Source organism: Pseudomonas sp. S3_E10 (assembly GCF_054667615.1).
On the sequence record NZ_CP162743.1, the window covers coordinates 3,982,768 to 4,004,858 of the forward strand.

A 22,091-nucleotide genomic window follows, 5' to 3' on the forward strand; every position below is an offset into this window, starting at 1 on the left:
CGTTGTAACAAAATAGACGGGCATTAAAAAACGCCAGCAAGCTGGCGTTTTTTATGTGTTGCGTATCAGGTGCAGGCCTGTCGAAGCTTAGCCCAGCAGGGTAGCCCAGCCTTCAACGACGTCGCCGCCCCACTTGGCTTTCCACTCTTTCAGCGTTTTGTGGTTGCCACCTTTGGTTTCAATCACTTCGCCGTTGTGCGGGTTTTTGTATTGCTTGACCTTACGGGCACGTTTGGTGCCGGTAGTTTTCACGGCGCCGCGAGGTGCTTTAACTTTCGACTCTGGATCCAGCAGCGCGATGATGTCACGCAGGGATTTGGAGTATTCACCCATGAGGGTGCGCAGTTTGCCTTCGAATTCCAGCTCGGTTTTCAGTTTGTCGTCTTGGGACAGGTTCTTCAATCGGGCTTGCAGCTCTTTGATAGCTTCTTCGGTGGCACGGTATTCGTTGATCAGAGACATGTGGACTACCTTATGTAGAGCGCTGATTGACAGGGACAGTGGCCAATAATAGTCAGGCAGTTTGCCCAAGTAAACATTTAAGCGTGCATTTATGTGAATTACTTTGATTGTTTTTAGCGAATCTATGCAATCGAGTTAATTATAGGGCGCAGCGCTTAAGCCAATACCCCAGGTATTCAGGGTAACGCCCGCGGGTAACGCAATAGATTCATATATGAGGGATAAAACCCTGGGCTATTGAGGGGTATGACGCGGCATCGCGGTCAGAATAGGCGATAACGAATACTGCAGTTTTTCTGCGCAAACGCTAGAATGGCGGCCTTTGCGAAGTCCTGGAGTTCCCCCCTAATGCGCACTTTTCGGCTGGTGATTGCTTGCCCGGACCGGGTTGGCATCGTTGCCAAAGTCAGTAACTTTCTGGCCTCCCACAACGGCTGGATCACCGAGGCGAGCCATCACTCGGACAACCTCAGCGGTTGGTTTTTCATGCGTCACGAGATCCGTGCCGACACGCTGCCCTTTGGTCTTGAGGCTTTTCGCGAGGCATTCGCGCCAATCGCCGAAGAGTTTTCGATGACCTGGCGCATCACCGACACCGAGCAGAAAAAGCGCGTGGTGTTGATGGCCAGTCGCGAATCCCATTGCCTGGCCGACTTGCTTCACCGTTGGCACAGCGATGAGCTGGACTGCGAAATCGCCTGTGTAATTTCCAACCATGACGACCTGCGCAGCATGGTCGAATGGCATGGCATCCCGTACTACCACGTGCCGGTCAACCCGCAGGACAAGGAGCCGGCGTTCACCGAGGTTTCCCGCCTGGTCAAGCAACATGAAGCCGACGTGGTGGTACTGGCGCGCTATATGCAAATCCTGCCGCCGCAGCTGTGCCGCGAATATGCCGGCAAGGTGATCAACATTCATCACAGCTTCTTGCCGTCGTTTGTCGGCGCCAAGCCTTACCACCAAGCTTCCCTGCGGGGCGTGAAGTTGATTGGCGCAACCTGCCACTACGTCACCGAAGAGTTGGACGCCGGTCCGATCATCGAGCAGGACGTGGTGCGCGTCAGTCATAGCGACAGCATTGAAGACATGGTGCGTTTCGGCCGCGATGTCGAGAAAATGGTCTTGGCGCGTGGCTTGCGATATCACTTGGAAGACCGAGTGCTGGTGCACGGCAACAAGACTGTGGTGTTCTGATTTATACGTGTTGATTGAAGAAAGGGCCTGGGCGTTTAATCGCTTCAGGCCTTTTTTGTTGTTAGCTGACCGTCAGGACAACGCCATGAACGATCCGCTCGATAAAGCCACGTCCAGGGCGCCCGCCACACTCGGTGAGGGGTGCCTGAGTCGTTATGATCCGGATGCGCTGGACGCCGAGGATGGCACGGATTTCCCGGACGCTGCGCAGTTGTGGAAGCAGTTGCAGGCGTTGGATGAAGCGCCTGCCGCACCTGAAGAGGACGCTTGAGCCGCCCTGGCACAAGGCTCGGTTCATGATCGGGTAGCGAGCCAGGCGGCTTTGGTCATTGGGATGCGTCCCGCGTTCAGCATGCGCTGCAAGGTCTCAAGCCAATAGCGACGGGAAAACTCGTGGCGCATGTCCACCGGGTGCAGGCCCAGGCGGATGACTTGGGCTGTCTTCCAACGGTGCTCGCAGCAATCACTGAGGGCTTTGGACAGGTGCCGGCGCCAGGCGCTGCGGGCACTCCACACCAGGCCGGGGGCGTCGATACGCGTGAAGTCGGGAAGCCGGTACAGGTGCTGCGGGTCGCTGGTGTAGCTCAGCGGTAATTGGCGCAATGCCTGGCGGGTGCCTTGGCTCATCAACCAAGCGGGCGCGACGAAACCCGACAATGGCCAGTCGTTGCGTTGGAATACTGCTATGCCCTCATGAAGTCGATTCAGGGCCTGGACATATGACAGGCGATAAAACTCACCCTCGTGGGTATACACGCGGCGCATGAGCCAGTCTTTGGGCGTGCGCGGTGCCGGTTGGTCATCGCAGTGGTAGTAGCCGTGCAACGCCAGTTCATCACCCCTGGCGACGCGGCTGTCGAGCAGGCGTCGGAACTCAGCGTGATCGTGCAAGGCATCGCGATGGTGAAAGTCCGGCACCACCAGCCACGTGATAGGCACCGCGCCGAGTGCGTCCACGGCCTCGACAAAGGGACGATAGTCCGCCCAATTGTGCGGCGCGACATCGTGCAGCACCAGTAACACGGCGGTTTCAGCCATGACAAAGCATCGTGTCGTGGCTGCCCAGTACGGCATGGTAATGCCCGAGCAGGCTGTCGACCACGCTGTCCCATGCGTAATGCTGTTCCACATAACGCCGAGCCTGGGCTCCCAGGCGCCGGCTGTCGGTGTTGAACAACTCGCGTACGGCGTCGGCCATCGCCTGTGGGTGGTTGGGCCTGCATAACAGACCGCAGCGTTCATTGACGATCTCATTGAATGCGCCGGCTGCCACGGCGACCACGGGGGTGCCGCAGGCCATGGCTTCGAGGATGACCAGGCCAAAGGTTTCCTGGTCGCCAGCATGCAGCAAGGCGTCGGCGCTGGCCATCAGACGGGCAACGTAAGGGGCCGGGCGAAACCCGTCGATGACGGTGACGTTGCCCGGCACGCTGGCCGGCATGCCGGAGCCCACCAGCAATAAATGGTAACCGTTGCCCAGGCGTTTCATGCAGCGCAGCAGGACCGGCAGGTTTTTCTCCTTGGAGCCGCGCCCGGCAAAGATCAGCAGGCGGGTGTCCTGGTCGATCCCCAGTTCGGCGCGCAAGCCCGGGTCGCCGGCCTGCGGAGTAAAGGTCTGCAGGTCCACCCCCAGGGGCTGGACGAAGACATTCTTCACCCCCAGGCCTATGAGTTTGTCGGCCATCACCTGGCTTGGCGCCAGTACCCGGTCAAAATTCCCGTAGAGTTTTCTGACATAGGCTTCAACATTGGGTGTAAACCACGGCCCCATGCGGTTGCTCACCAGCAGCGGTAAGTCGGAGTGGTAAAAACCGATGACCGGCACATCCAGCTGGCGCCGAGCATCCAGTGCGGCCCACGCAGTGAGGTAGGGGTCTCCTACCTCGATCAGATCGGGCTGTAAATCGCGCAGGACATTTCGCCAAGGAGCCAGGCGCACCGGGAATCGATAGCCCTTGCCGAAGGGCAGGGCGGGCGCCGGCACTTTGAACACGCCATCGCGTTCGCTCAAGTGCGCGCCGGGTATTAAAAGGCTGTGGCGAATGCCGGGTTTGAGGGCCAGGCGGCGGTGCTTGGCATCCAGATAAGTGCGTACGCCGCCGCTGGCTGGGGCGTAGAACATGGTTATGTCAGCGATATGCACGATGAACATCCCTCCGATCCATTGCTCTCCTAAACGTGGACCTGAGCTAAGGATAGATGTTCGGTTGGTGTTCATCGTGCAGGCGTCGGTCCGGCGCCTGGGTGGCTCAGATGCGGAAACTGCCCACCAGCTGTTTCAGCCGCGCAGCCTGCTGTTCCAGATCGGCACAGGCACGCAATGTCGATTGCAGGTTTTCCACGCCTTCCTGATTGAGGGTGTTGATTTCCGTGATGTCCATGTTGATCGATTCCACCACCGAGGTTTGCTCCTCGGTGGCGGTGGCCACTGACTGGTTCATACCGTCGATCTCGCCAATGCGCAGGGTCACGCTATTGAGGCGTTCACCGGCGAGGTTGGCGATTTCCACACTGTCATGGCTGTGACGCTGGCTCTGGCTCATGGTGGTCACCGATTCCCGGGCGCCGACTTGCAGCTCTTCGATCATGGTTTGTACCTGTTGTGCCGATTCCTGCGTGCGATGGGCCAGGTTGCGCACCTCGTCGGCCACCACCGCAAACCCACGGCCCGCTTCACCGGCCCGTGCCGCCTCGATGGCAGCGTTCAGCGCCAGCAGGTTGGTTTGCTGAGAGATACTGGTGATTACCTCGAGAATCTGGCCGATATTCACGGTCTTGCTGTTAAGTGCTTCGATATTGCTGCTGGAGGCGCTGATCATCTCGGACAGTTGGGTCATCGCCTTGATGTTGCGATCGACCACCTGTTGGCCGTCCTCAGCCAAGTGGCGGGCATCGCTGGCCTGGTTTGAAGCCTGCGCGGCGTTGCGCGCGATTTCCTGGGCGGCAGCCCCCAGCTGATTGATCGCGGCGGCCACGCTGTTGGTTCGGTTGGCCTGCTCGTCGGAGTTGACCATCGACGAGTTGGAGGCGCTTACCACCCGCAGGGCCACTTCATTGACGTGCTCGGTGGCCGAGGACACTTCGCGAATCGATGTGTGAATGCGCTCTACGAAGCTGTTGAAGGCATTTGCCAAGGTGCCGAACTCATCGTGGTTCTGGATGGCCAGGCGGCGCGTCAGGTCACCTTCGCCGTCGGCGATGTCCTGCATGGCGCGGGTCATGACGTGCAGCGGTTGCAGCAGTACGCGGATCAGCATGCCCAGCAGGGCGATGATGATCACCACGGCGATCACGGTGGCAATCACGGCAGAGGTGCGGAATTTGCTGAGCATCGCGTAGGCTTCGTCTTTATCCACCGATACTCCCAGATACCAGTTCACCGACGGCAAACCTTTGATCGGTGTGAAGGTGACGATGTTGACCTTACCGTTGCTCTCGACTTCGCTGAAGTTGCCGCTGATTGCCGGCGTGTGGCTGGGGTAGACATCGGCGAGGGTCTTCATCACCAGGTTTTTGTCGGGGTGTACCAGCACCTTGCCGTCGGCGCTGACCAGGAACGCATAGCCCATTCCGCCGAAGTTCAGCGCGCCGATGTTGTCCACCAGTGTCTGCAGGCTCAGGTCGCCGCCGACCACGCCGACAGCCTGGCCGCCCTTGGTGCTGGGGGTCGCGATGGAAATAATCAACTTGCCGGTGGCGGCATCGATATAGGGCTCGGTCAGGGTCGAGCCGTTGCTGCTCTGCGCCCCTTTGTACCAAGGGCGAACGCGCGGATCAAAGCCGTCCGGCATTTTGGTGTCGGGGCGGATGGTGAACGCGCCCTGGCTGTCACCCACGTAGGTGGCCATGAACGACGAGGTCAGGGTTTTCTGGTCCAGCAGGCTCGCGACGACGCTGGGCTCAGGGTTGATGGCGATGTTCTGTGCGGCGTTTTCCACCAGCGCAATACGCCCGCTCAGCCAGGTCTGAATGCTGCTGGCGGTGACGTCACCCATCTCATGCAGATAGCTGTTGAGGTCCTCGCGTATGGCATTGCGCTGCAGGTAATCGTTATAGAGGGTAAACAACGCGAAGGCGGCGATGACAATAAGGGAGGCTGCAAGCAGGATCTTATGGCTGAAACGCAGATTTTTATTCATGGCTTGAAGGGTCCGCTAAGGTCATAAATATCCAACGCGCGTCCTTGTGGAACACGCTGGAGGGTAGCGTCAAAAAAAGTTTGATATTTCCGTTGTTCCCTGTAGGAACTATCTGAGCGTTTTTTAGACTTTGTGGGTCTCACATCTGTCTTATCGACCTGGCGACACTAAAGATTAACCATGGGTGACGAAATGCCTGACTCCACGCAACTCCTTATAGGTGCCGGCCTTGATGGCCAGCCCATCGCCCAGGCCATGCGCCTGGCCAATCGTCACGGGTTGATTGCCGGCGCCACGGGTACGGGCAAGACGGTCACGCTGCAACGCCTGGCCGAAGCCTTCAGTGATGCGGGCGTGGCGGTGTTTGCCGCGGATATCAAAGGTGACCTCTGCGGCCTGGGCGCCGCGGCTTTTCCACAGGGCAAGGTGGCCGAGCGTATCGCCGGCATGCCTTTCCTGAATTACACGGCTCAGGAGTATCCCGTCACGTTGTGGGATATCCACGGGCAGTCCGGTCATCCGTTGCGCACCACCATCAGCGAAATGGGCCCGTTGTTGCTCGGCAGCTTGCTGGAGCTGACGGACAGCCAGCAGTCGGCCCTCTATGCGGCGTTCAAAGTGGCGGATCGCGAAGGCTTGCTGCTGCTGGACCTCAAGGACCTCAAGGCACTGCTCAACCATCTGCGCTATCACCCGGAGTTATTGGGTGACGATGCCGCGCTGATGACCACCGGCTCCAGCCAGGCACTGTTGCGGCGCCTGGCGGTGCTGGAACAGCAGGGCGCGGAGGCGTTGTTCGGCGAGCCGGCCCTGCAGCTGGAAGATATCCTGCAGCCGGCCAGTGATGGGCGCGGGCGTATCCACCTGCTGGATGCCAGCCGCCTGGTGCACGAGGCGCCGAAGGTGTACGCGACGTTCCTGCTGTGGCTGTTGGCCGAATTGTTCGAGCAACTGCCCGAGCGTGGCGATGCGGATAAACCGCTGCTGGCGCTGTTTTTCGATGAGGCGCATTTGTTGTTCGCCGACACCCCCAAGGCCTTGCAAGAGCGCCTGGAGCAGGTGGTGCGCTTGATTCGTTCCAAAGGGGTGGGCGTGTATTTCGTGACTCAATCGCCTGGCGACCTGCCGGACACGGTGCTGGCTCAACTCGGCTTGCGCATCCAGCACGGCCTGCGCGCATTCACCACTAAAGAGCAGAAATCCCTGCGCGCGGTGGCAGACGGTTTCCGGCCCAACCCGGCATTTGATGCCTTGTCGGTGCTTACCGAGCTGGGCACCGGTGAGGCGTTGGTGGGCACCTTGCAGGAAAAGGGCACGCCGGAGGTGGTCCAACGGGTACTGGTAGCGCCGCCGCAATCGCGTATCGGGCCGCTCAGCGAGGCCGAACGCACGGCACTGATTGCCCGTTCACCCCTGCAAGGGCGCTATGACAAACCGATCGACCGGGAGTCCGCTTATGAAGTGCTGATGGCACGCAAGGACTTGAGCCCTGCCGAAGACGCTGTGCCAGCTGCCGAGGAGCCGAGCTTTACCGACAAGGCCGGTGCGTTTCTGGGAACGGCAGCGGGCAAGGCGCTCAAATCAGCGATGCAACAGGCGGCCAATCAGATGGGGCGGCAATTGGTGCGCGGCTTGTTGGGGTCTTTGCTGGGCGGCGGCAAGCGCAAGTAACGGTTCAGGGCTTGGGCTTGCCGTGGGCGGCCAGCCGCTCAAGCGCGGCGCGCAAGCCCGGGTCGCTGATCCCGTCGGCCGTGGCCTGAATGGTCTCGGCCGCACTTTCCGACAGGTCCATGGTGTGCCCCGCCGCGCCTTGCTGAACGGTCGGCGGTTGCACCTTGAACTGGATGCGCGTCAGGCTGGCGAACTCTTCAAAGGCCATTAATTGACGCTGCAGGCGTTTTTGCTGATAGCGCAAGCGGGTCGCCCAATGGCCATCTGTGACAATCAGCAGCAGGTTGCCTTCACGCCAGGACGCCACATGGCAATGTTCACGTGCGGCCGGTTGCAACTGGCTTTCGAGCAGGCGCTGCAAATGGCCTAAGCGTTGCGCATGGCCAAAGATGGCTTTCAACGGCTTGGCTTCGCGAAGCAACACGCTGGGCGCGCGGGCTGTAAGAGGGCGAAATGCCATGATTGGACACCTTAGGTAACAGAGCGGCCATCTTAGCAGAAAGCGCCTGCACGCCTTCCAGGCAAAGCGTCGACGCGGTTTTTTGCGTGAAATCAATAGGTGACTTCTGCGCGGCATGGGTTGAAGTTCCGACAAAAGCCCTTATTTTAAACAAGCCCTCTCACAGCGCCGTGCCCGCATCGGGGAATAACGCCACTTTCCTCACCCACGATTCCGGGTAGAATGCGCGTTCGCATGCGGCCGTGAGGGCTGCTCGGGCCACTCACGGTGCGCCCTCCATCCCTATGTGTGGAAGAACCTGCCGATATGTTTGCGCCTTTGTTAAAGAAACTTTTTGGAAGCAAGAATGAGCGCGAAGTCAAACGCATGCTCAAGACGGTGCAGCTGGTCAATGCCTTCGAAGAGCAGATGGTTGCCCTGTCGGACGAGCAATTGCGCGCCAAGACCCAAGAGTTCAAGGCCCGCATAGCCAAAGGTGAAACCCTCGACAAACTGCTGCCCGAAGCGTTCGCGGTTGCCCGTGAAGCCGGTAAGCGTGTCATGGGCATGCGCCACTTCGACGTGCAGTTGATCGGCGGCATGACCTTGCATGAAGGCATGATTGCCGAAATGCGTACAGGTGAAGGCAAGACCCTGGTAGCAACCCTGGGTGTTTATCTCAACGCATTGTCCGGCAAGGGCGTGCACGTTGTGACGGTGAACGACTACCTGGCTCGCCGGGACGCCAACTGGATGCGCCCGCTGTATGAATTCCTCGGCCTGACCGTCGGCGTCGTGACGCCGTTCCAGCCGCCGGAAGAGAAGCGCGCCGCCTACGCCGCCGACATCACCTACGGTACCAACAACGAATTCGGTTTCGACTACCTGCGCGACAACATGGCGTTCAGCATGGAAGAAAAATTCCAGCGCGAACTCAACTTTGCCGTGATCGACGAAGTCGACTCCATCCTCATCGACGAAGCTCGTACCCCGCTGATCATCTCCGGCCAGGCCGAAGACAGCTCGCGCCTGTACACCGAGATCAACAAGTTGATCCCGCGCCTTGAGCAGCACATCGAGGAAGTGGAAGGCGTGGTGACCAAAGAAGGTCACTTCACCATCGACGAGAAGACCCGCCAGGTCGAACTCAACGAAGCCGGCCACCAGTATGTCGAAGACATGCTGACCCAGATCGGTTTGCTGGCTGAAGGCGAAAGCCTGTACTCGGCGCACAACCTGGGCCTGCTGACCCATGTGTATGCCGGCCTGCGTGCCCACAAGCTGTTCCATCGCAACGTCGAATACATCGTGCAAGATGGCCAGGTGGTACTGGTCGACGAACACACCGGCCGTACCATGCCGGGTCGCCGTCTGTCCGAAGGCCTGCACCAGGCCATCGAAGCCAAGGAAATGCTCAACATCCAGGCCGAAAGCCAGACGTTGGCGTCCACCACCTTCCAGAACTACTTCCGTTTGTACAACAAGCTGTCCGGCATGACCGGTACGGCCGACACCGAAGCGTTCGAGTTCCACCAGATCTACGGTCTGTCGGTAGTGGTCATCCCGCCGAACAAGCCGCTGGCGCGTAAAGATTTCAACGACCTGGTGTTCCTGACCGCCGAAGAGAAATACGCGGCGATCATCAACGACATCAAGGATGGCATGGCCCAGGGCCGTCCGATCCTGGTGGGGACCGCCACCATCGAGACTTCCGAGCACGTGTCCAACCTGCTCAACAAGGAAGGCATCGAGCACAAGGTCCTCAACGCCAAGTTCCACGAAAAAGAAGCCGAGATCATTGCCCAGGCCGGTCGCCCAGGCGCACTGACCATCGCCACCAACATGGCCGGTCGTGGTACCGACATCCTGCTGGGCGGCAACTGGGAAGTGGAAGTGGCCTCCCTGGACAACCCGACCCCTGAGCAAATCGCCCAGATCAAGGCCGATTGGCAGAAGCGTCACCAGGCCGTGCTGGAGTCCGGCGGCCTGCAGGTGATCGCCTCCGAGCGTCACGAATCGCGTCGTATCGACAACCAGTTGCGTGGTCGTGCCGGTCGTCAGGGTGACGCCGGTTCCAGCCGCTTCTACCTGTCCCTGGAAGACAGCCTGATGCGCATTTTCGCCTCGGACCGGGTGAAAAACTTCATGAAGGCCCTGGGCATGCAGTCCGGTGAAGCGATCGAGCACCGCATGGTGACCAACGCCATCGAGAAGGCCCAGCGCAAGGTTGAAGGCCGCAACTTCGACATCCGTAAGCAACTGCTCGAGTTCGATGACGTCAACAACGAACAGCGTAAAGTGATCTATCACATGCGTAATACGTTGCTGGCCGCCGACAACATTGGCGAGACCATCGCCGATTTCCGCCAGGACGTGCTCAACGCCACCGTCAGCGCGCACATTCCGCCACAGTCCCTGCCTGAACAGTGGGATGTCGCCGGCCTGGAAGCGGCATTGAAGAGCGACTTCGGTGTCGACTTGCCGGTTCAGCAATGGCTGGACGAAGACGACCACCTGTACGAAGAAACCCTGCGCGAAAAACTGATGGCCGAGTTGCTGGCCGCGTACAACGAGAAAGAAGAGCAGGCGAGTGCCGAAGCGCTGCGCACCTTCGAGAAACAAATCGTACTGCGCGTGCTGGACGACCTGTGGAAAGACCACCTGTCGACCATGGACCACCTGCGTCACGGTATCCACCTGCGTGGCTACGCCCAGAAGAACCCCAAGCAGGAATACAAGCGCGAGTCGTTCACGCTGTTCTCCGAGTTGCTGGATTCGATCAAGCGCGATTCGATTCGCGTGCTGTCCCACGTTCAGGTGCGTCGCGAAGACCCTATCGAAGAGGAAGCTCGCCTGCGCCAGGAAGCCGAGGCACTGGCGGCGCGCATGCAGTTCCAGCACGACGAAGCACCGAGTCTGGACGCACCTGAAGTACTGGGCGAGGAGGTCGATGTGGCCCTGGCCCAGACACCGGTGCGCAACGAGCAGAAGCTGGGCCGCAACGAGCTGTGCTATTGCGGCTCGGGCAAGAAATTCAAACACTGCCACGGCCAGATCGAATAAGATTTTCGCCTGACGCTGCAACACTCCGCGCCGCGACCGGCCTCTGCCGTCGCGGCGTTTTGCCATTAATTTCACCGTCGATCATGGCGGCACAGACATCACCTAATTTTAAGGAGCGCATTCATGGCTGTTGGTCTTGGTCCTTTGCCCACATTGCACCCGGTTGCCGGTTTTGAACTGGGTATCGCTTCGGCCGGCATTAAACGTGCGGGGCGCAAGGATGTGGTGGTGATGCGCTGTGCCGAAGGCTCGACCGTCGCCGGTGTGTTCACCCTCAATGCGTTTTGCGCCGCACCGGTGATCCTGGCCAAGCAACGTGTTGCAGGCTCCATTCGTTACCTGCTGACCAACACCGGCAATGCCAACGCCGGTACCGGCGAGCCTGGCCTGGTGGCTGCCGCGCGCACATGCGCCAAGCTGGCTCAACTGGCCGGCGTGGATGCCAGCCAAGTGCTGCCTTACTCCACCGGCGTCATCGGCGAACCGCTGCCGGTCGAGAAAATCGAAGGCGCCCTGCAAGCCGCACTGGATGACCTGTCTGTGGATAACTGGGCCGCCGCCGCGACTGGCATCATGACCACCGACACCCTGCCAAAAGGCGCGAGCCGCCAGTTCGTGCATGACGGTCAGACCGTCACCGTCACCGGCATCAGCAAAGGCGCGGGCATGATCCGTCCGAACATGGCCACCATGCTCGGCTACATTGCCACCGACGCCAAAGTCTCTCGCGATGTGTTGCACAGCCTGATCCTGGACGGTGCCAACAAGTCGTTCAACCGCATCACCATTGATGGCGATACTTCGACCAATGACTGCTGCATGCTGATCGCCACCGGCCAGGCCAACCTGCCGGAAATCACCGAGGCCAGCGGCCCGCTGTTCGCGGCCCTCAAGCAGGCGGTGTTCGAAGTGTGCATGGACGTGGCCCAGGCCATCGTGCGTGACGGTGAGGGGGCGACCAAGTTCGTCACGGTCGAAGTCAACGGCGGCGGCAATCACCAGGAATGCCTGGATGTCGGCTACACCGTGGCCCACTCGCCACTGATCAAGACTGCGCTGTTCGCTTCCGACCCGAACTGGGGCCGCATCCTCGCCGCTGTTGGCCGTGCCGGTGTGCCGGACCTGGATGTGAGCAAGATCGATGTGTTCCTCGGTGACGTGTGCATCGCCAGCCGTGGCGCCCGCGCCGAGAGCTACACCGAAGCCCAGGGCTCGGCGGTGATGCAGCAGGAAGAAATCACCATCCGTATCGAGTTGGGCCGTGGCGATTGCAGCGAAACCATCTGGACCACCGACCTGTCCCACGAGTACGTGAAGATCAACGCGGAATACCGTACCTGAAGCCTGGAGGATGAGCGCGGTGAAACGAGTGCATGTAGCAGCAGCGGTGATCCGCGGTGTCGATGGCAGGATCCTGCTGGCGCGCCGCGCCGATACTCAGCATCAAGGCGGCCTCTGGGAGTTTCCCGGCGGCAAGGTGGAGGCGGATGAATCGGTCGCCGCCGCCTTGTCCCGCGAGTTGCAGGAAGAGTTGGGCATCCAGGTCACCACGGCGCGGCCGCTGATCAAGGTGCAACACGACTACCCGGACAAACAGGTATTACTGGATGTCTGGGAAGTTTCGGCGTTTACCGGCGAACCGCATGGCGCCGAGGGTCAACCCTTGGAGTGGGTGGCGCCTCGGGATTTGCTCAACTATGAATTCCCGGCCGCTAACGCGCCGATCGTTGCCGCCGCGCGCTTGCCCGCCGATTACCTGATCACTCCTGGCGAACTGGAAACCCCGACACTGTTGCGTGGGATTCAGAAGGCTGTGGCTGGCGGCATCAAGCTGGTTCAACTGCGCGCGCCCAACGGCTACGACCCCAAATACCGCGACCTGGCGGTGGATGCGGTGGGCCTGTGCGCGGGCAAGGCACAATTGATGCTCAAGGGGCCGTTTGAATGGCTGGGGGATTTTCCTGCGGCCGGCTGGCACATGACCTCGGCCCAGCTGCGTAAATACGCGAGCAAAGGCCGACCGTTGCCGAAGGACCGCTGGCTCGCGGCGTCGTGCCACAACGCTGAAGAACTCGCATTGGCGCAATTGATGGACGTGGATTTTGTCACGCTGTCGCCGGTGCAACCGACCCAGACCCACCCTGACGCGCAGCCGTTGGGCTGGGAGCAGGCGATGGAGTTGATCCGTGGGTTCAGCAAGCCGGTGTTTTTGCTGGGTGGTGTTGGGCCGGCTGAACGAGAGAAGGCTTGGGAGGCTGGGGCGCAGGGTGTGGCAGGTATCAGGGCGTTCTGGCCGCAGGAGTGATGGTGTTCTGACGGGCCTCATCGGGAGCAAGCCCCCTCCCACATTTGACCGGGGCATACCCTTTGGAGTGCGGTTCAGTGTGGCTTGGCTGCCGCCTGCCACAAAACCTCCGCTACTCCCTGGCGCCTGGCAATCACCCGCGCCGCCACAAACAGCAAGTCCGACAACCGATTGATATACGCCAACCCAACGCCTTCCAACGGCTCCACCGCATTCAGGTGCTGACATCGCCGCTCCGCGCTGCGCGCCAGGCTACGGCACACATGGGCCTGGGCAATCAGCGCCGAGCCACCGGGCAGGATAAAGTTCTCCAGTGGCCCGACCTCTTCATTCCAGCGATCAATCGCCGCTTCCAGCCGATCCACTTCCGCGGCGTTCAACGCCTTGTACACCGGCATCGCCAGCTCACCGCCCAAATCGAACAATCGATGCTGGCAAGGCGTCAGTACCTCAACCACATCCTTCAGTTGCGGATGCTTGCCGCTTTGCTCTTCAAGGCCTGCCAGCAACAACCCCAGCTGGCTGTTCAGCGCATCGACTTCGCCGATGGCCTCCACGCGCGGATGGTCCTTGGGCACCCGGCGGCCGTCGCCGAGGCCGGTTTCGCCTTTGTCGCCGGTACGTGTGTAGATTTTCGACAGGCGAAAGCCCATGGTCAGTGCTCCAGTTGGGTGCGTTCGTAGGGTGGCAGTTGGCTGCCGGCCAAGGGGATGCGCAAGGTAAAACAGGTGCCTTGGCCGAGGGTGGAATGTACTTCCATTTGGCCTTTGTGGTTGTTGGTGATGATGAAATACGACACCGACAGCCCCAGCCCTGTGCCCTGGCCGATTTCCTTGGTGGTGAAGAATGGCTCGAAGGTGCGCTTGCGCACATTCTCACTCATGCCGATGCCGTTATCTTCCACCTGGATCTCTGCCCATGGCGGGTTGAGGCGGGTGCGCAGGATGATGCGCCCCGGCTCGCGATCGTCTTCACGCAGGTGAATCGCCTGGGCAGCGTTTTTCAGCAGGTTGAGCAGCACCTGTTCCAGTTCGTTGGCGGTGCCGGGTACCGGGCCCAACTGCGGGTCGAACTGGCGGATGATCGCCTGGCCCTTGAAGTCGAACCCTATGGCCAGGTCGAAGTCGTTGCCGGCAATTTCAACGGCTTGATCGATCAGCGCGGGTAAGTCGCAAGGCGCCATCTGTCGATTGCTGCGCCGGCTGAAACTGAGCATGTGCGTGACGATTTTGGCGGCTCGTGCCCCGGCTTGCTGGATGCCATCGAGCAGTTGTGGCACTTCGCGACCTTCCAGGTAGCGGTTGATCGTCGCCAGTTCCACGCCTGTCTGTTCGGCGTATTCCAGATTCTTGGGCAGGTCGGCGGACAAACGGCGGCGGATGTTCTGTACGTTGTGCAGGATCGCCCCCAGCGGGTTGTTGATTTCGTGGGCCATACCGGCGGCCAGCCCGCCGACGGAGAGCATTTTTTCCGACTGCACCATCATTTCTTCCAGGGACAGGCGCTGGGTGATGTCATCGATGCGGATCACCACACCGCGCCCGGCACCGCCCATCAGTGGATAGAACGTCAGGGCGTAATGCTTGGGCTCTTCATCCTTGATCCAGGTCACACGTTCGATGCGTTCTACCGTGTGTTGCTCGATCGTGGCCTTGATTTGCGGCAGGAAAGGCTTGAGCGGTTCGAAGGCGAGATAGATCGGCTGGTTCAGTGCTTCGTCCAGGCGCGTACCGGAAAGCGCGCTGGCTTCCTGGTTCCACTGGGTGACATAGAGCTGCTCGTCCAGGGCGATCAGCGCCGAGGGCATTGAGTCGATGATGCTGTTGAGGTAGTTCTGGAAACCGGTGAGTTTTTTCTCGATTTTGCTGCGAACCTGGACTTCCAGCTCCAGCTTGCGGTTGGTGTGGCGGGTCTCTTCAGCCAGGCCCTGGGCCTGGTCGTAGGCGGCCTGGGAGTCGTCCCGGGCGCGCTTGAGCTGTTGCTCGCGGGCTTCGATACGCGACAACATCGTGTTGAACGCTTCGGCCAGGCTGCCGATTTCATCGTGGTTGCCACGGCCGGCGCGCAGGGCGTAGTTTTCTTCGCGGGTTACCTGGCGTGACAGTTCTTCCAGTTCGTGGATCGGCCGGGTGATCAGGCGTTTGATCTGCCGCGCGATCACTAACCACAACAGCACGCTGAAAATCAGGATGCCCAGGCTGGCCGTCAGCGTGCCGGTATAGAACGCCACCGGCAGCTCACTGCTGGCCACCAGCAGCAAATGCCCTGAAGGCTGGCCGGCGCGGGGCAGGGTGATCACCTGGTTGCTGCGAAACTCGGTCACGCGCCACGCCTCGATATGCCGATAGTTGTCGGGCAAATTCAAGCGATCACCGTGTTGCATCTGCGCCAGGCGGTTGCCTTCGCCGTCGTACAAGGCGGCAGCGCGCAAGGGTGAATAGCTGGTCAGTTCATTGAGCAGCGCTTGGGCTTTGGCGCTGGATTCGAGGGCTTCGGCGGCGAGGGCCGGGTTGGAGACCAGCCGACCGATGGCCTGCAAGGCCTGGGGAGCCATGCTCTCCTGGGAGATCCAATAGGCGGCGCTGATAAAGGTCAGGTTGGCCACCAGTAATACGGTGGTCAGCAGCACCAGCAGGGCGGCCAGCAGTTTCTGCCCTACCGGTAAGTTTTCAAGACGCTGGCGCAGCGGCATCAGGGTTTTCCCAGGTGATAGACAGGCTGGCAGGGTAGCGCGTGGTTCAGTCGCGGGGCAATCGGCGTACCACTAACTGGTCGATCAAGCGCTGCTGCAACTGCTGCAAATGCGGCAGCGTCAATTGGTGGCGGGTTGCCGCCTGGCAAGCATAGCCCAACAAGTAGCTGATTTCGGTGCGGCGGGCGTTGGCCACGTCCTGGTACATGGAGGAATAGTTGGCGGCGGTGGCGTGGATCACCCGTTCCACTTCTGCTTGCAGATCCTGCGCGGCGGCGGGTTGGCCGCAGCATTCCAATAGTTCGCCGAGTTCGGCGCACAGGGTGGCCACTTCGCATTGATGCTTTTGCAGCTCGCCATTGCGGCACTGGTAAAGCACGGTCAGTGGGTTGATCGCGCAATTGAGCGCCAGCTTGCGCCATAGCCGCGTCAGGATATCGGTACTCCATTCGTGGGGGATGCCGGCGGCTTGCAACTCGTCCAGCCACACCGGTGGCGTCGGCCGGGCCGAGTCGCCCAGCCAGGTGTAGCCATGACCAGCAAAGACCACGCGCCAGTCCGCCTGGCGAAACGCGCCTTCGGTGCTGGAGGCAAAGATGCAGCGTGCCTGGGGCAATTGCGCGGCCACCGCGTCTTGGCTGCCAAGGCCGTTTTGCAGCAGGATCAACTCCGCGTCTTGCATCAGCCGGTGTTGCAGCTGTGCGACCGCGCTTTGGGCGTCGTAGGCTTTGCACGCTACCAGCAGGCGATGAATTGGCTCCGGGCCGTGGGGCGTTTCGCCAATGACTGGATATGTCTGCTCTACGCCGTGCTCGACCAACGTCAGCCCCTTTGCGGCCTGATAGTTGGCCAGGCGCGCCTCATCCCGCAGGATCAACCTCACGGGCAGCCCGGCGCGGGCCAGGCGCGTGGCCCAGAGTGTGCCCAGGCTGCCGGCGCCGAGAATATGCCAGGTGGTCGACATCAGTTTTTGCTCCGTAGGGTCGCCTGCGGTGAACGGGGCGAAAGAACCGCTATAATGCCCCGGCATTTTAGCTCGGGCGCGCTCCATCTCTACTGAGCCCGCCCCTTTATTATTGGAGAAATCACATGCCTTCGTTCGACGTGGTATCTGAACTGGACAAACACGAAGTCACCAACGCCGTCGAGAATGCCGTCAAGGAGCTGGACCGTCGCTATGACCTCAAAGGCAAGGGCAGCTTCGAGTTCAAGGAAAAAGAACTGACCGTCAACCTGACCGCTGAAGCCGATTTCCAGCTGGAAGCGATGATCGAGATCCTCAAGCTGTCACTGGTCAAGCGCAAGATCGACGCGCAATGCCTTGAAATCAAGGACGCCTACGCCTCCGGCAAGCTGATGAAGCAGGAAGCCGTGCTCAAGGAAGGCATCGACAAGGAGCTGGCGAAGAAAATCGTCGCGCATATCAAGGATGCCAAGCTGAAAGTCCAGGCCGCCATCCAGGGTGAGCAAGTTCGTGTGACCGGCAAGAAGCGTGACGATCTGCAAGAGGCCATCGCGGCCCTGCGCGCCAAGACCTTCGACATGCCATTGCAGTTCAATAACTTCCGCGACTGATGGCACTTTGCGGAACCTGTGCGCGTTTTTGACGTCCCACGCCCCAGAATCCGCGCCTACACTTGAGCCCTACGGGGCTCATTTGCGTTTTTAGGCAGTCAATAAAGCCGCACATCCGCTACACAGGAGAAGCTCCATGGATTTAAACGCTGAAATGGATCACTTGATCAAGACCTCACAGTCGTGGATCCCGATGATCATGGAATATGGCAGCCGCGTATTGCTGGCGATGATCACCCTGGCCATTGGCTGGTGGCTGATCAATGTATTGACCCACCGAGTGGGCCGCCTGCTGGCCCTGCGTAACGCAGACCAGGCGCTGCAACATTTCATCACCAGCCTGGCGAACATCGCGCTCAAAGTCATGCTGGTGGTCAACGTGGCCTCGATGATCGGCGTGGCGACCACCTCGTTCGTTGCCGCCATCGGTGCCGCTACCCTGGCTATTGGCCTGGCCTTGCAAGGCAGCCTGGCGAATTTTGCCGGTGGCGTGCTGATTCTGTTGTTCCGCCCGTTCCGCATTGGTGACTGGATCGAAGCCCAGGGCACCTCGGGTACCGTCGACAGCATCCAGATCTTCCACACGGTGTTGCGCACCGGCGACAACAAGACGGTGATCATTCCTAACGGCAGCCTGTCCAACGGCCTTATCACCAACACCAACCGCCAGCCGACCCGCAAGGTGGTGTTTGACGTGGGTGTGGACTACGAGGCGGACCTGCAGAAAGCCCGCGAAGTGCTGCTGGAGCTGGCCAAGGACCCACGCGTACTGACCGATCCTGCCGCGGTCGCGGTGGTTTCGACCCTGGGCGACAGCTCGATCACCGTTTCCCTGCGCTGCTGGACCAATACGCCGGATTATTGGGACGTAGTGTTCATGCTTAATGAATTGGCGCGTGATCGTTTGAAGGCGGCGGGAATTGATATTCCATTTCCGCAGCGGGTTATTCGCGTAATGCAGGAAGCCGCACCGAAGTAACGGGAAGCGTCATGTTTAACTTGGCCGAAAGGTCAGGTTAAACGTGTTGGTTTAATCTCATTAGTTACTTAGCTTGCTAGTTATTATCGGGCGACATGAAACTGCAATAAAAAAGCCGCTCCCTTGCAAACAGGGGAGCGGCTTTTTGTTTAAGGCCGAAGCCTTAAGTCATCGTTGTAATTGAACGGGCAATTACAGGATGTTCAGCGGGTATTGCGCGATCAGACGCAGTTCGTCGAGAGAACCCGAGTAAACCTGATCAGACGAGCGATAGGTCGCTTGACGTACGCGCAGGCTCAGGTCCTTGGCCGGACCGCTCTGGATCACGTACTTGGCTTCGATATCGCGTTCCCACTCTTTACCGTTGTTAGTCGTGGCGATGTTGGCGCCGCGACCGGTTACGTAACGAGTCATGAAGCTCAGGCCTGGAATGCCGAAGGTCGCCATGTTCAGGTCATAACGAGCTTGGTAGGACTTCTCGTCTTCAGCGTTGAAGTCGGAACGGGCGATGGAGTTGGCCAGGAAAATCGTGCCGCCGCCGTCTACGCCGTAGCCGTATTGGCCGTCGCCGCTGACTTTCTGAGCTGCCAGGGTGAAGGTGTGAGCACCAATGGTGTACGCGCCTTGCAAGCTGAATGCACGGTTGTCGAGCTTGGTGGTCTTGTCTTTGTCGGACCGTACCAGGCCCGCGCCGTCGCTCTTGGTGTCGTAGATGTTGAAGTCGACAGCCACGGATTGGTCATCGCTAAGCGCGTGTGTCCAGTTCACGTTGGCGTAGATCTTCTTCCAGTAGTCTTCCACTTTCGAGTAGTAGAGGCTGGTGGTGAACTCTGGGGTCCAGGAGTACACGCCGCCCACGAAGTTGGCGTCGCGCAGGCCGCGGCTCGAGCCCGGCTCAGAGCTGGAGATACTGTCGCGGTAGGTCTGGTCTTGGGCAACGATCGAGGTGAAGTGACCGGCTTCCAGTTTCAGATCTTTGATTTCGTTGCTGGTGATGGAAACGCCTTGCGGCAGTTCCGGCAGCAAACGGCTGTCATCGGAGGCGAATACTGGAGCGGTGGTGTATTGATCACCGACCTTCAGAACCGTGTTGGAAATACGGAACTTCACGGCAGCGCCGGCTTTGGAATAGTCGTCCTGCGAACGGCCGTCGGAACCTTGTGGGAACAGACCGGTACCTGCGCGCCCTTTGCCGCTGTCGAGTTTGACGCCCAGCAGGCCGATGACATCGACACCAACACCGACGGTGCCTTGGGTGTAGCCCGAGCTGAAGAGGCCGTGGAAGCCCAGACCGGATTCTTCAATACGGCTTTGCGCTGCATCGTGATTACGGCGGTCACGGCTGAAGTACAAGGCACGCGTCAGGATGCTGGCGGTGCTGTCTTCGATAAAGCCCTTGGAATCGTCCTGGGCGGACGCCATTGCGAACTGCGAGGTGCCTGCTGAAACAGCCAGGGCGATCATGCTCCACTTCATCACGCGCATCGTGATTTGCTCCTTTGGTTTTAGGAAGAGTACTGCCGTCCCACCTGTATTTTTATCTGGGCGGCTCTTTCTTTTTTGTGTCGGCGCAAAGTTATATCACGCCGGCTCTATTGACGATACTTACCCATCTTTCCTTTCAGCTTCTTTACGAGGCTGTCGTAAATTGCTAGCTCCGTGTCGCAAATTCACAGCCCGACTGTAAATGGGCTGACAACTTCAATGCTGTTTTCAAACGCCTTTCGAAGTTTGAAACCTTCCCTGAGATGCATTGAAACGCCACTGTTCTTTATCGCGTAACACCTGCTTCCCGGCAGGTGCCGTTGCCGACGATAACGGGGTGAATGCAACAAGCGCGCCCAACTCGGTAACCGAATGTCATTTTTTCGTGAAAAATGTGATGGTCCTGTAAAAACCTCATAAACACGGGCTTTTTAAGCCGTTTGGTTTGGGCTTGACGCCCTAGTGTTACTTCTGTTCGCAGGTACAAAAAAGCTGTTCCAGGTAAAAACGTTACCGGTCCACCCCACGAAGTGGGTAGTTCGCGGGCCCCTTTGAAGCACAGGTGGGTCATTTTGGTGCATCCCGGTGAGGCCCGAGTTAGCGTAGCTCAAATAATTGCCTGCATCGAAAGGGTGCAGGTTTTTTGCAGGATTGCGCGGGTGCGTGTGCAATCGCCGTGAAGCCTGAGGCATTCAACGGTATGCTGGGCGCCCTGAACCTGACCTGCCGAACGGAGGCCCGCGGTGTTCGCCTTAGATCAACGCCTGCAACAAGACACACTGGTCATCGGGGATTTCCCGTTGTGCCGCCTGCTGCTGACCAACGACTCGAACTACCCCTGGTTCATCCTGGTGCCGCGCATCGAAGGTATCAGCGAAGTGTTTCAGCTGAGTGTCCAAGATCAACAAACTCTGTGGCAAGAGACGACAGCCCTGGCGCAATGGCTGAACCAGGGCCTGGACGCCGACAAGATGAATATCGGTGCACTGGGCAACGTGGTCAGCCAACTGCATGTGCATGTGATCGTACGCAAGCGCGATGACGCCGCCTGGCCGGCACCGGTGTGGGGCAAGCATCCTGCGCAGCCCTATGCTGACGAGCAAGTGGCGGGTATCCGCGCACGTCTGCGCGAGCTGCTGCCCGCCGATTTCAAATTTACCCAGAGCTGAATCATGGATCTGCAAGCACGCGTTACCGACCTGGAAAGCCGCCTGGCCTTTCAGGACGACACCATCGAGACCCTCAATGACATCCTCGTCGCCCAGCAACGCGCGGTTGAGCGCCTGCAACTGCAGATGACTGCGCTGCTCAAGCGCCAGGAAGAAATGGGTGGCCAGTTCGAAACGTCCGAAGAAGAAGCGCCACCGCCTCACTATTGATCCGGGGGCAATAAAAAACCGCGACCCGGCAGCGCCGGATCGCGGTTTTTTTACGGCTGCTAAAGCGGTATCAGCGACGCGGCAATGCCGCGATCACGTCTTCGGCTTGCAGGCCCTTGTCGCGATTCATCACGGAGAATTCCACGCGCTGGCCTTCCACCAGGACGCGATGGCCTTCACCGCGAATGGCCCGGAAGTGGACGAAGATATCGTCGCCCGAATCACGGGAAATAAAGCCGAAGCCTTTGGACGTATTGAACCACTTGACGGTACCGGTATCCCGGTTGGTCATATCGTAGTTCTGCGACGCGGCCGCCGGCGACGAACGGTAGAAGCTGATGGCCAGGTGAAGAACGATGGCGACCACAGCAATCGCCAGGCTGAGCAGGATGGCCGGATGACCACCGACTTCAGGCATGGGTGCCAGGAGGGTGAGGGTTTGTACGACAACGGTCAGTACCAGCAGCGCGCTGACCAGGTTTTGCAGTTGATGACGGGTGCCTTTGTTCCAGTAAGGGATTACCGGGGCGAGGGTCAGGTTAAGAAGGCCGAACAAGGCCAGATACAAAGCATCATGTTGTTGCAGGTAGGGCAGGCTTTCAGGCTGCAGGCTCGGGATAAAGGACAGCAGCAACGCTGCAACGCCCGTTAGCAGGTGGACGATTTTCAACATTTTGATTAACTCACGTTAAGACGGATCACCAG

At 59.5% G+C, this 22,091-nt stretch carries 20 protein-coding genes and 1 pseudogene; 10 read left to right on the forward strand and 11 right to left on the reverse strand.

Features of this window, described 5'->3' with window-relative positions:
- Positions 1-87: 87 nt before the first annotated feature.
- The gene (gene mvaT, locus AB4N98_RS18165) at positions 88-462 is read right to left on the reverse strand and encodes a histone-like nucleoid-structuring protein MvaT (protein ID WP_003175830.1); all 375 of its coding nucleotides are present in this window, start codon (positions 460-462) and stop codon (positions 88-90) included.
- A 348-nt stretch (positions 463-810) separates the two neighbouring features.
- On the opposite strand from mvaT, the gene purU reads away from it, so the two are divergent.
- Together purU and AB4N98_RS18175 are read left to right on the forward strand one after the other, a co-directional pair.
- Complete coding sequence (purU, locus tag AB4N98_RS18170) at positions 811-1,659, forward strand: formyltetrahydrofolate deformylase (RefSeq protein ID WP_017529236.1); 849 nt, start codon at positions 811-813, stop codon at positions 1,657-1,659.
- Positions 1,660-1,744: 85 nt separating this feature from the next.
- Positions 1,745-1,930 carry a hypothetical protein gene (locus AB4N98_RS18175; RefSeq protein WP_017529235.1) on the forward strand — a complete coding sequence of 62 codons (186 nt, stop codon included), beginning with the start codon at positions 1,745-1,747 and terminating at the stop codon, positions 1,928-1,930.
- Positions 1,931-1,953: 23 nt separating this feature from the next.
- On the opposite strand, the gene AB4N98_RS18180 is transcribed toward AB4N98_RS18175, so the two are convergent.
- The 4 genes and pseudogenes from AB4N98_RS18180 to AB4N98_RS18195 form a co-directional block, all read right to left on the reverse strand.
- Positions 1,954-2,697: a DUF2334 domain-containing protein gene (locus AB4N98_RS18180; RefSeq protein ID WP_460062989.1), complete on the reverse strand. Its 744-nt coding sequence runs from the start codon at positions 2,695-2,697 to the stop codon at positions 1,954-1,956.
- A complete protein-coding gene (locus AB4N98_RS18185) occupies positions 2,690-3,811 on the reverse strand; it encodes a glycosyltransferase family 4 protein (protein WP_065876974.1) in 1,122 nt (373 codons plus the stop codon). Before AB4N98_RS18185 ends, AB4N98_RS18180 begins: the two co-directional genes overlap by 8 nt.
- Positions 3,812-3,908: 97 nt before the next feature.
- Positions 3,909-4,673: a methyl-accepting chemotaxis protein gene (locus AB4N98_RS18190; RefSeq protein WP_370737723.1), complete on the reverse strand. Its 765-nt coding sequence runs from the start codon at positions 4,671-4,673 to the stop codon at positions 3,909-3,911.
- Positions 4,674-4,814: 141 nt separating this feature from the next.
- Positions 4,815-5,798, reverse strand: a pseudogene (locus tag AB4N98_RS18195) (PDC sensor domain-containing protein); the annotation flags it as partial.
- 192 nt (positions 5,799-5,990) lie between these two features.
- On the opposite strand from AB4N98_RS18195, the gene AB4N98_RS18200 reads away from it, so the two are divergent.
- Entirely contained in the window at positions 5,991-7,469 is a 1,479-nt protein-coding gene (locus AB4N98_RS18200; RefSeq protein WP_026067372.1) for a helicase HerA-like domain-containing protein, read from the forward strand.
- Between the two features lie 4 nt (positions 7,470-7,473).
- Here the strand turns inward: AB4N98_RS18200 and AB4N98_RS18205 are convergent, their stop codons facing one another.
- On the reverse strand, positions 7,474-7,929 hold the full coding sequence (locus tag AB4N98_RS18205) for a DUF721 domain-containing protein (protein ID WP_017529230.1): 456 nt from the start codon (positions 7,927-7,929) through the stop codon (positions 7,474-7,476).
- A gap of 306 nt (positions 7,930-8,235) precedes the next feature.
- Here AB4N98_RS18205 and secA point away from each other — a divergent pair, with 306 nt between their 5' ends.
- The 3 genes from secA to AB4N98_RS18220 all read left to right on the forward strand — a co-directional run bounded on the left by secA (position 8,236) and on the right by AB4N98_RS18220 (position 13,276).
- Positions 8,236-10,971 (forward strand): preprotein translocase subunit SecA, encoded by a 2,736-nt coding sequence (secA, locus tag AB4N98_RS18210; RefSeq protein ID WP_068937492.1) that lies wholly within the window; start codon positions 8,236-8,238, stop codon positions 10,969-10,971.
- Positions 10,972-11,094: 123 nt separating this feature from the next.
- Positions 11,095-12,312, forward strand: coding sequence for a bifunctional glutamate N-acetyltransferase/amino-acid acetyltransferase ArgJ (gene argJ, locus AB4N98_RS18215; protein WP_017529228.1), 1,218 nt, complete (start codon positions 11,095-11,097; stop codon positions 12,310-12,312).
- Positions 12,313-12,331: 19 nt separating this feature from the next.
- Entirely contained in the window at positions 12,332-13,276 is a 945-nt protein-coding gene (locus AB4N98_RS18220) for a Nudix family hydrolase (RefSeq protein ID WP_065876987.1), read from the forward strand.
- Positions 13,277-13,350: 74 nt separating this feature from the next.
- On the opposite strand, the gene AB4N98_RS18225 is transcribed toward AB4N98_RS18220, so the two are convergent.
- The 3 genes from AB4N98_RS18225 to AB4N98_RS18235 are packed head-to-tail and all read right to left on the reverse strand — an operon-like array spanning position 13,351 to position 16,932.
- On the reverse strand, positions 13,351-13,929 hold the full coding sequence (locus AB4N98_RS18225; RefSeq protein ID WP_017529226.1) for a cob(I)yrinic acid a,c-diamide adenosyltransferase: 579 nt from the start codon (positions 13,927-13,929) through the stop codon (positions 13,351-13,353).
- 2 nt (positions 13,930-13,931) lie between these two features.
- A complete protein-coding gene (locus AB4N98_RS18230) occupies positions 13,932-15,968 on the reverse strand; it encodes a sensor histidine kinase (RefSeq protein WP_017529225.1) in 2,037 nt (678 codons plus the stop codon).
- A gap of 46 nt (positions 15,969-16,014) precedes the next feature.
- Positions 16,015-16,932: a putative 2-dehydropantoate 2-reductase gene (locus tag AB4N98_RS18235; RefSeq protein WP_065876986.1), complete on the reverse strand. Its 918-nt coding sequence runs from the start codon at positions 16,930-16,932 to the stop codon at positions 16,015-16,017.
- Positions 16,933-17,057: 125 nt separating this feature from the next.
- Between AB4N98_RS18235 and AB4N98_RS18240 the strand changes: the two genes are divergently transcribed.
- The gene (locus AB4N98_RS18240; RefSeq protein ID WP_003175814.1) at positions 17,058-17,543 is read left to right on the forward strand and encodes a YajQ family cyclic di-GMP-binding protein; all 486 of its coding nucleotides are present in this window, start codon (positions 17,058-17,060) and stop codon (positions 17,541-17,543) included.
- A 136-nt stretch (positions 17,544-17,679) separates the two neighbouring features.
- On the forward strand, positions 17,680-18,522 hold the full coding sequence (locus tag AB4N98_RS18245; RefSeq protein WP_017529223.1) for a mechanosensitive ion channel family protein: 843 nt from the start codon (positions 17,680-17,682) through the stop codon (positions 18,520-18,522).
- Positions 18,523-18,714: 192 nt separating this feature from the next.
- Here AB4N98_RS18245 and AB4N98_RS18250 read toward each other — a convergent pair whose 3' ends face one another.
- Positions 18,715-20,007, reverse strand: a complete 1,293-nt coding sequence (locus AB4N98_RS18250; RefSeq protein WP_460148852.1) for an OprD family porin — start codon at positions 20,005-20,007, stop codon at positions 18,715-18,717.
- A 743-nt stretch (positions 20,008-20,750) separates the two neighbouring features.
- Here AB4N98_RS18250 and AB4N98_RS18255 point away from each other — a divergent pair.
- Together AB4N98_RS18255 and AB4N98_RS18260 are read left to right on the forward strand one after the other, a co-directional pair.
- Positions 20,751-21,176, forward strand: a complete 426-nt coding sequence (locus AB4N98_RS18255; protein WP_460148853.1) for an HIT domain-containing protein — start codon at positions 20,751-20,753, stop codon at positions 21,174-21,176.
- Between the two features lie 3 nt (positions 21,177-21,179).
- Positions 21,180-21,386 carry a SlyX family protein gene (locus AB4N98_RS18260; protein WP_003175810.1) on the forward strand — a complete coding sequence of 69 codons (207 nt, stop codon included), beginning with the start codon at positions 21,180-21,182 and terminating at the stop codon, positions 21,384-21,386.
- Positions 21,387-21,456: 70 nt separating this feature from the next.
- On the opposite strand, the gene AB4N98_RS18265 is transcribed toward AB4N98_RS18260, so the two are convergent.
- Positions 21,457-22,059, reverse strand: a complete 603-nt coding sequence (locus AB4N98_RS18265) for a cold-shock protein (protein WP_460148854.1) — start codon at positions 22,057-22,059, stop codon at positions 21,457-21,459.
- Positions 22,060-22,091 lie beyond the last annotated feature (32 nt).

What these genes read in the sequence shown, in the direction of transcription:
- mvaT (WP_003175830.1), bottom strand. Translation starts at nt 462, where the DNA reads ATGTCTCTGATCAACGAATACCGTGCCACCGAAGAAGCTATCAAAGAG.
- purU (WP_017529236.1), top strand. Translation starts at nt 811, where the DNA reads ATGCGCACTTTTCGGCTGGTGATTGCTTGCCCGGACCGGGTTGGCATC.
- AB4N98_RS18175 (WP_017529235.1), top strand. Translation starts at nt 1,745, where the DNA reads ATGAACGATCCGCTCGATAAAGCCACGTCCAGGGCGCCCGCCACACTC.
- AB4N98_RS18180 (WP_460062989.1), bottom strand. Translation starts at nt 2,697, where the DNA reads ATGGCTGAAACCGCCGTGTTACTGGTGCTGCACGATGTCGCGCCGCAC.
- AB4N98_RS18185 (WP_065876974.1), bottom strand. Translation starts at nt 3,811, where the DNA reads ATGTTCATCGTGCATATCGCTGACATAACCATGTTCTACGCCCCAGCC.
- AB4N98_RS18190 (WP_370737723.1), bottom strand. Translation starts at nt 4,673, where the DNA reads ATGGTCAACTCCGACGAGCAGGCCAACCGAACCAACAGCGTGGCCGCC.
- AB4N98_RS18200 (WP_026067372.1), top strand. Translation starts at nt 5,991, where the DNA reads ATGCCTGACTCCACGCAACTCCTTATAGGTGCCGGCCTTGATGGCCAG.
- AB4N98_RS18205 (WP_017529230.1), bottom strand. Translation starts at nt 7,929, where the DNA reads ATGGCATTTCGCCCTCTTACAGCCCGCGCGCCCAGCGTGTTGCTTCGC.
- secA (WP_068937492.1), top strand. Translation starts at nt 8,236, where the DNA reads ATGTTTGCGCCTTTGTTAAAGAAACTTTTTGGAAGCAAGAATGAGCGC.
- argJ (WP_017529228.1), top strand. Translation starts at nt 11,095, where the DNA reads ATGGCTGTTGGTCTTGGTCCTTTGCCCACATTGCACCCGGTTGCCGGT.
- AB4N98_RS18225 (WP_017529226.1), bottom strand. Translation starts at nt 13,929, where the DNA reads ATGGGCTTTCGCCTGTCGAAAATCTACACACGTACCGGCGACAAAGGC.
- AB4N98_RS18230 (WP_017529225.1), bottom strand. Translation starts at nt 15,968, where the DNA reads ATGCCGCTGCGCCAGCGTCTTGAAAACTTACCGGTAGGGCAGAAACTG.
- AB4N98_RS18235 (WP_065876986.1), bottom strand. Translation starts at nt 16,932, where the DNA reads ATGTCGACCACCTGGCATATTCTCGGCGCCGGCAGCCTGGGCACACTC.
- AB4N98_RS18240 (WP_003175814.1), top strand. Translation starts at nt 17,058, where the DNA reads ATGCCTTCGTTCGACGTGGTATCTGAACTGGACAAACACGAAGTCACC.
- AB4N98_RS18245 (WP_017529223.1), top strand. Translation starts at nt 17,680, where the DNA reads ATGGATTTAAACGCTGAAATGGATCACTTGATCAAGACCTCACAGTCG.
- AB4N98_RS18250 (WP_460148852.1), bottom strand. Translation starts at nt 20,007, where the DNA reads ATGCGCGTGATGAAGTGGAGCATGATCGCCCTGGCTGTTTCAGCAGGC.
- AB4N98_RS18260 (WP_003175810.1), top strand. Translation starts at nt 21,180, where the DNA reads ATGGATCTGCAAGCACGCGTTACCGACCTGGAAAGCCGCCTGGCCTTT.
- AB4N98_RS18265 (WP_460148854.1), bottom strand. Translation starts at nt 22,059, where the DNA reads ATGTTGAAAATCGTCCACCTGCTAACGGGCGTTGCAGCGTTGCTGCTG.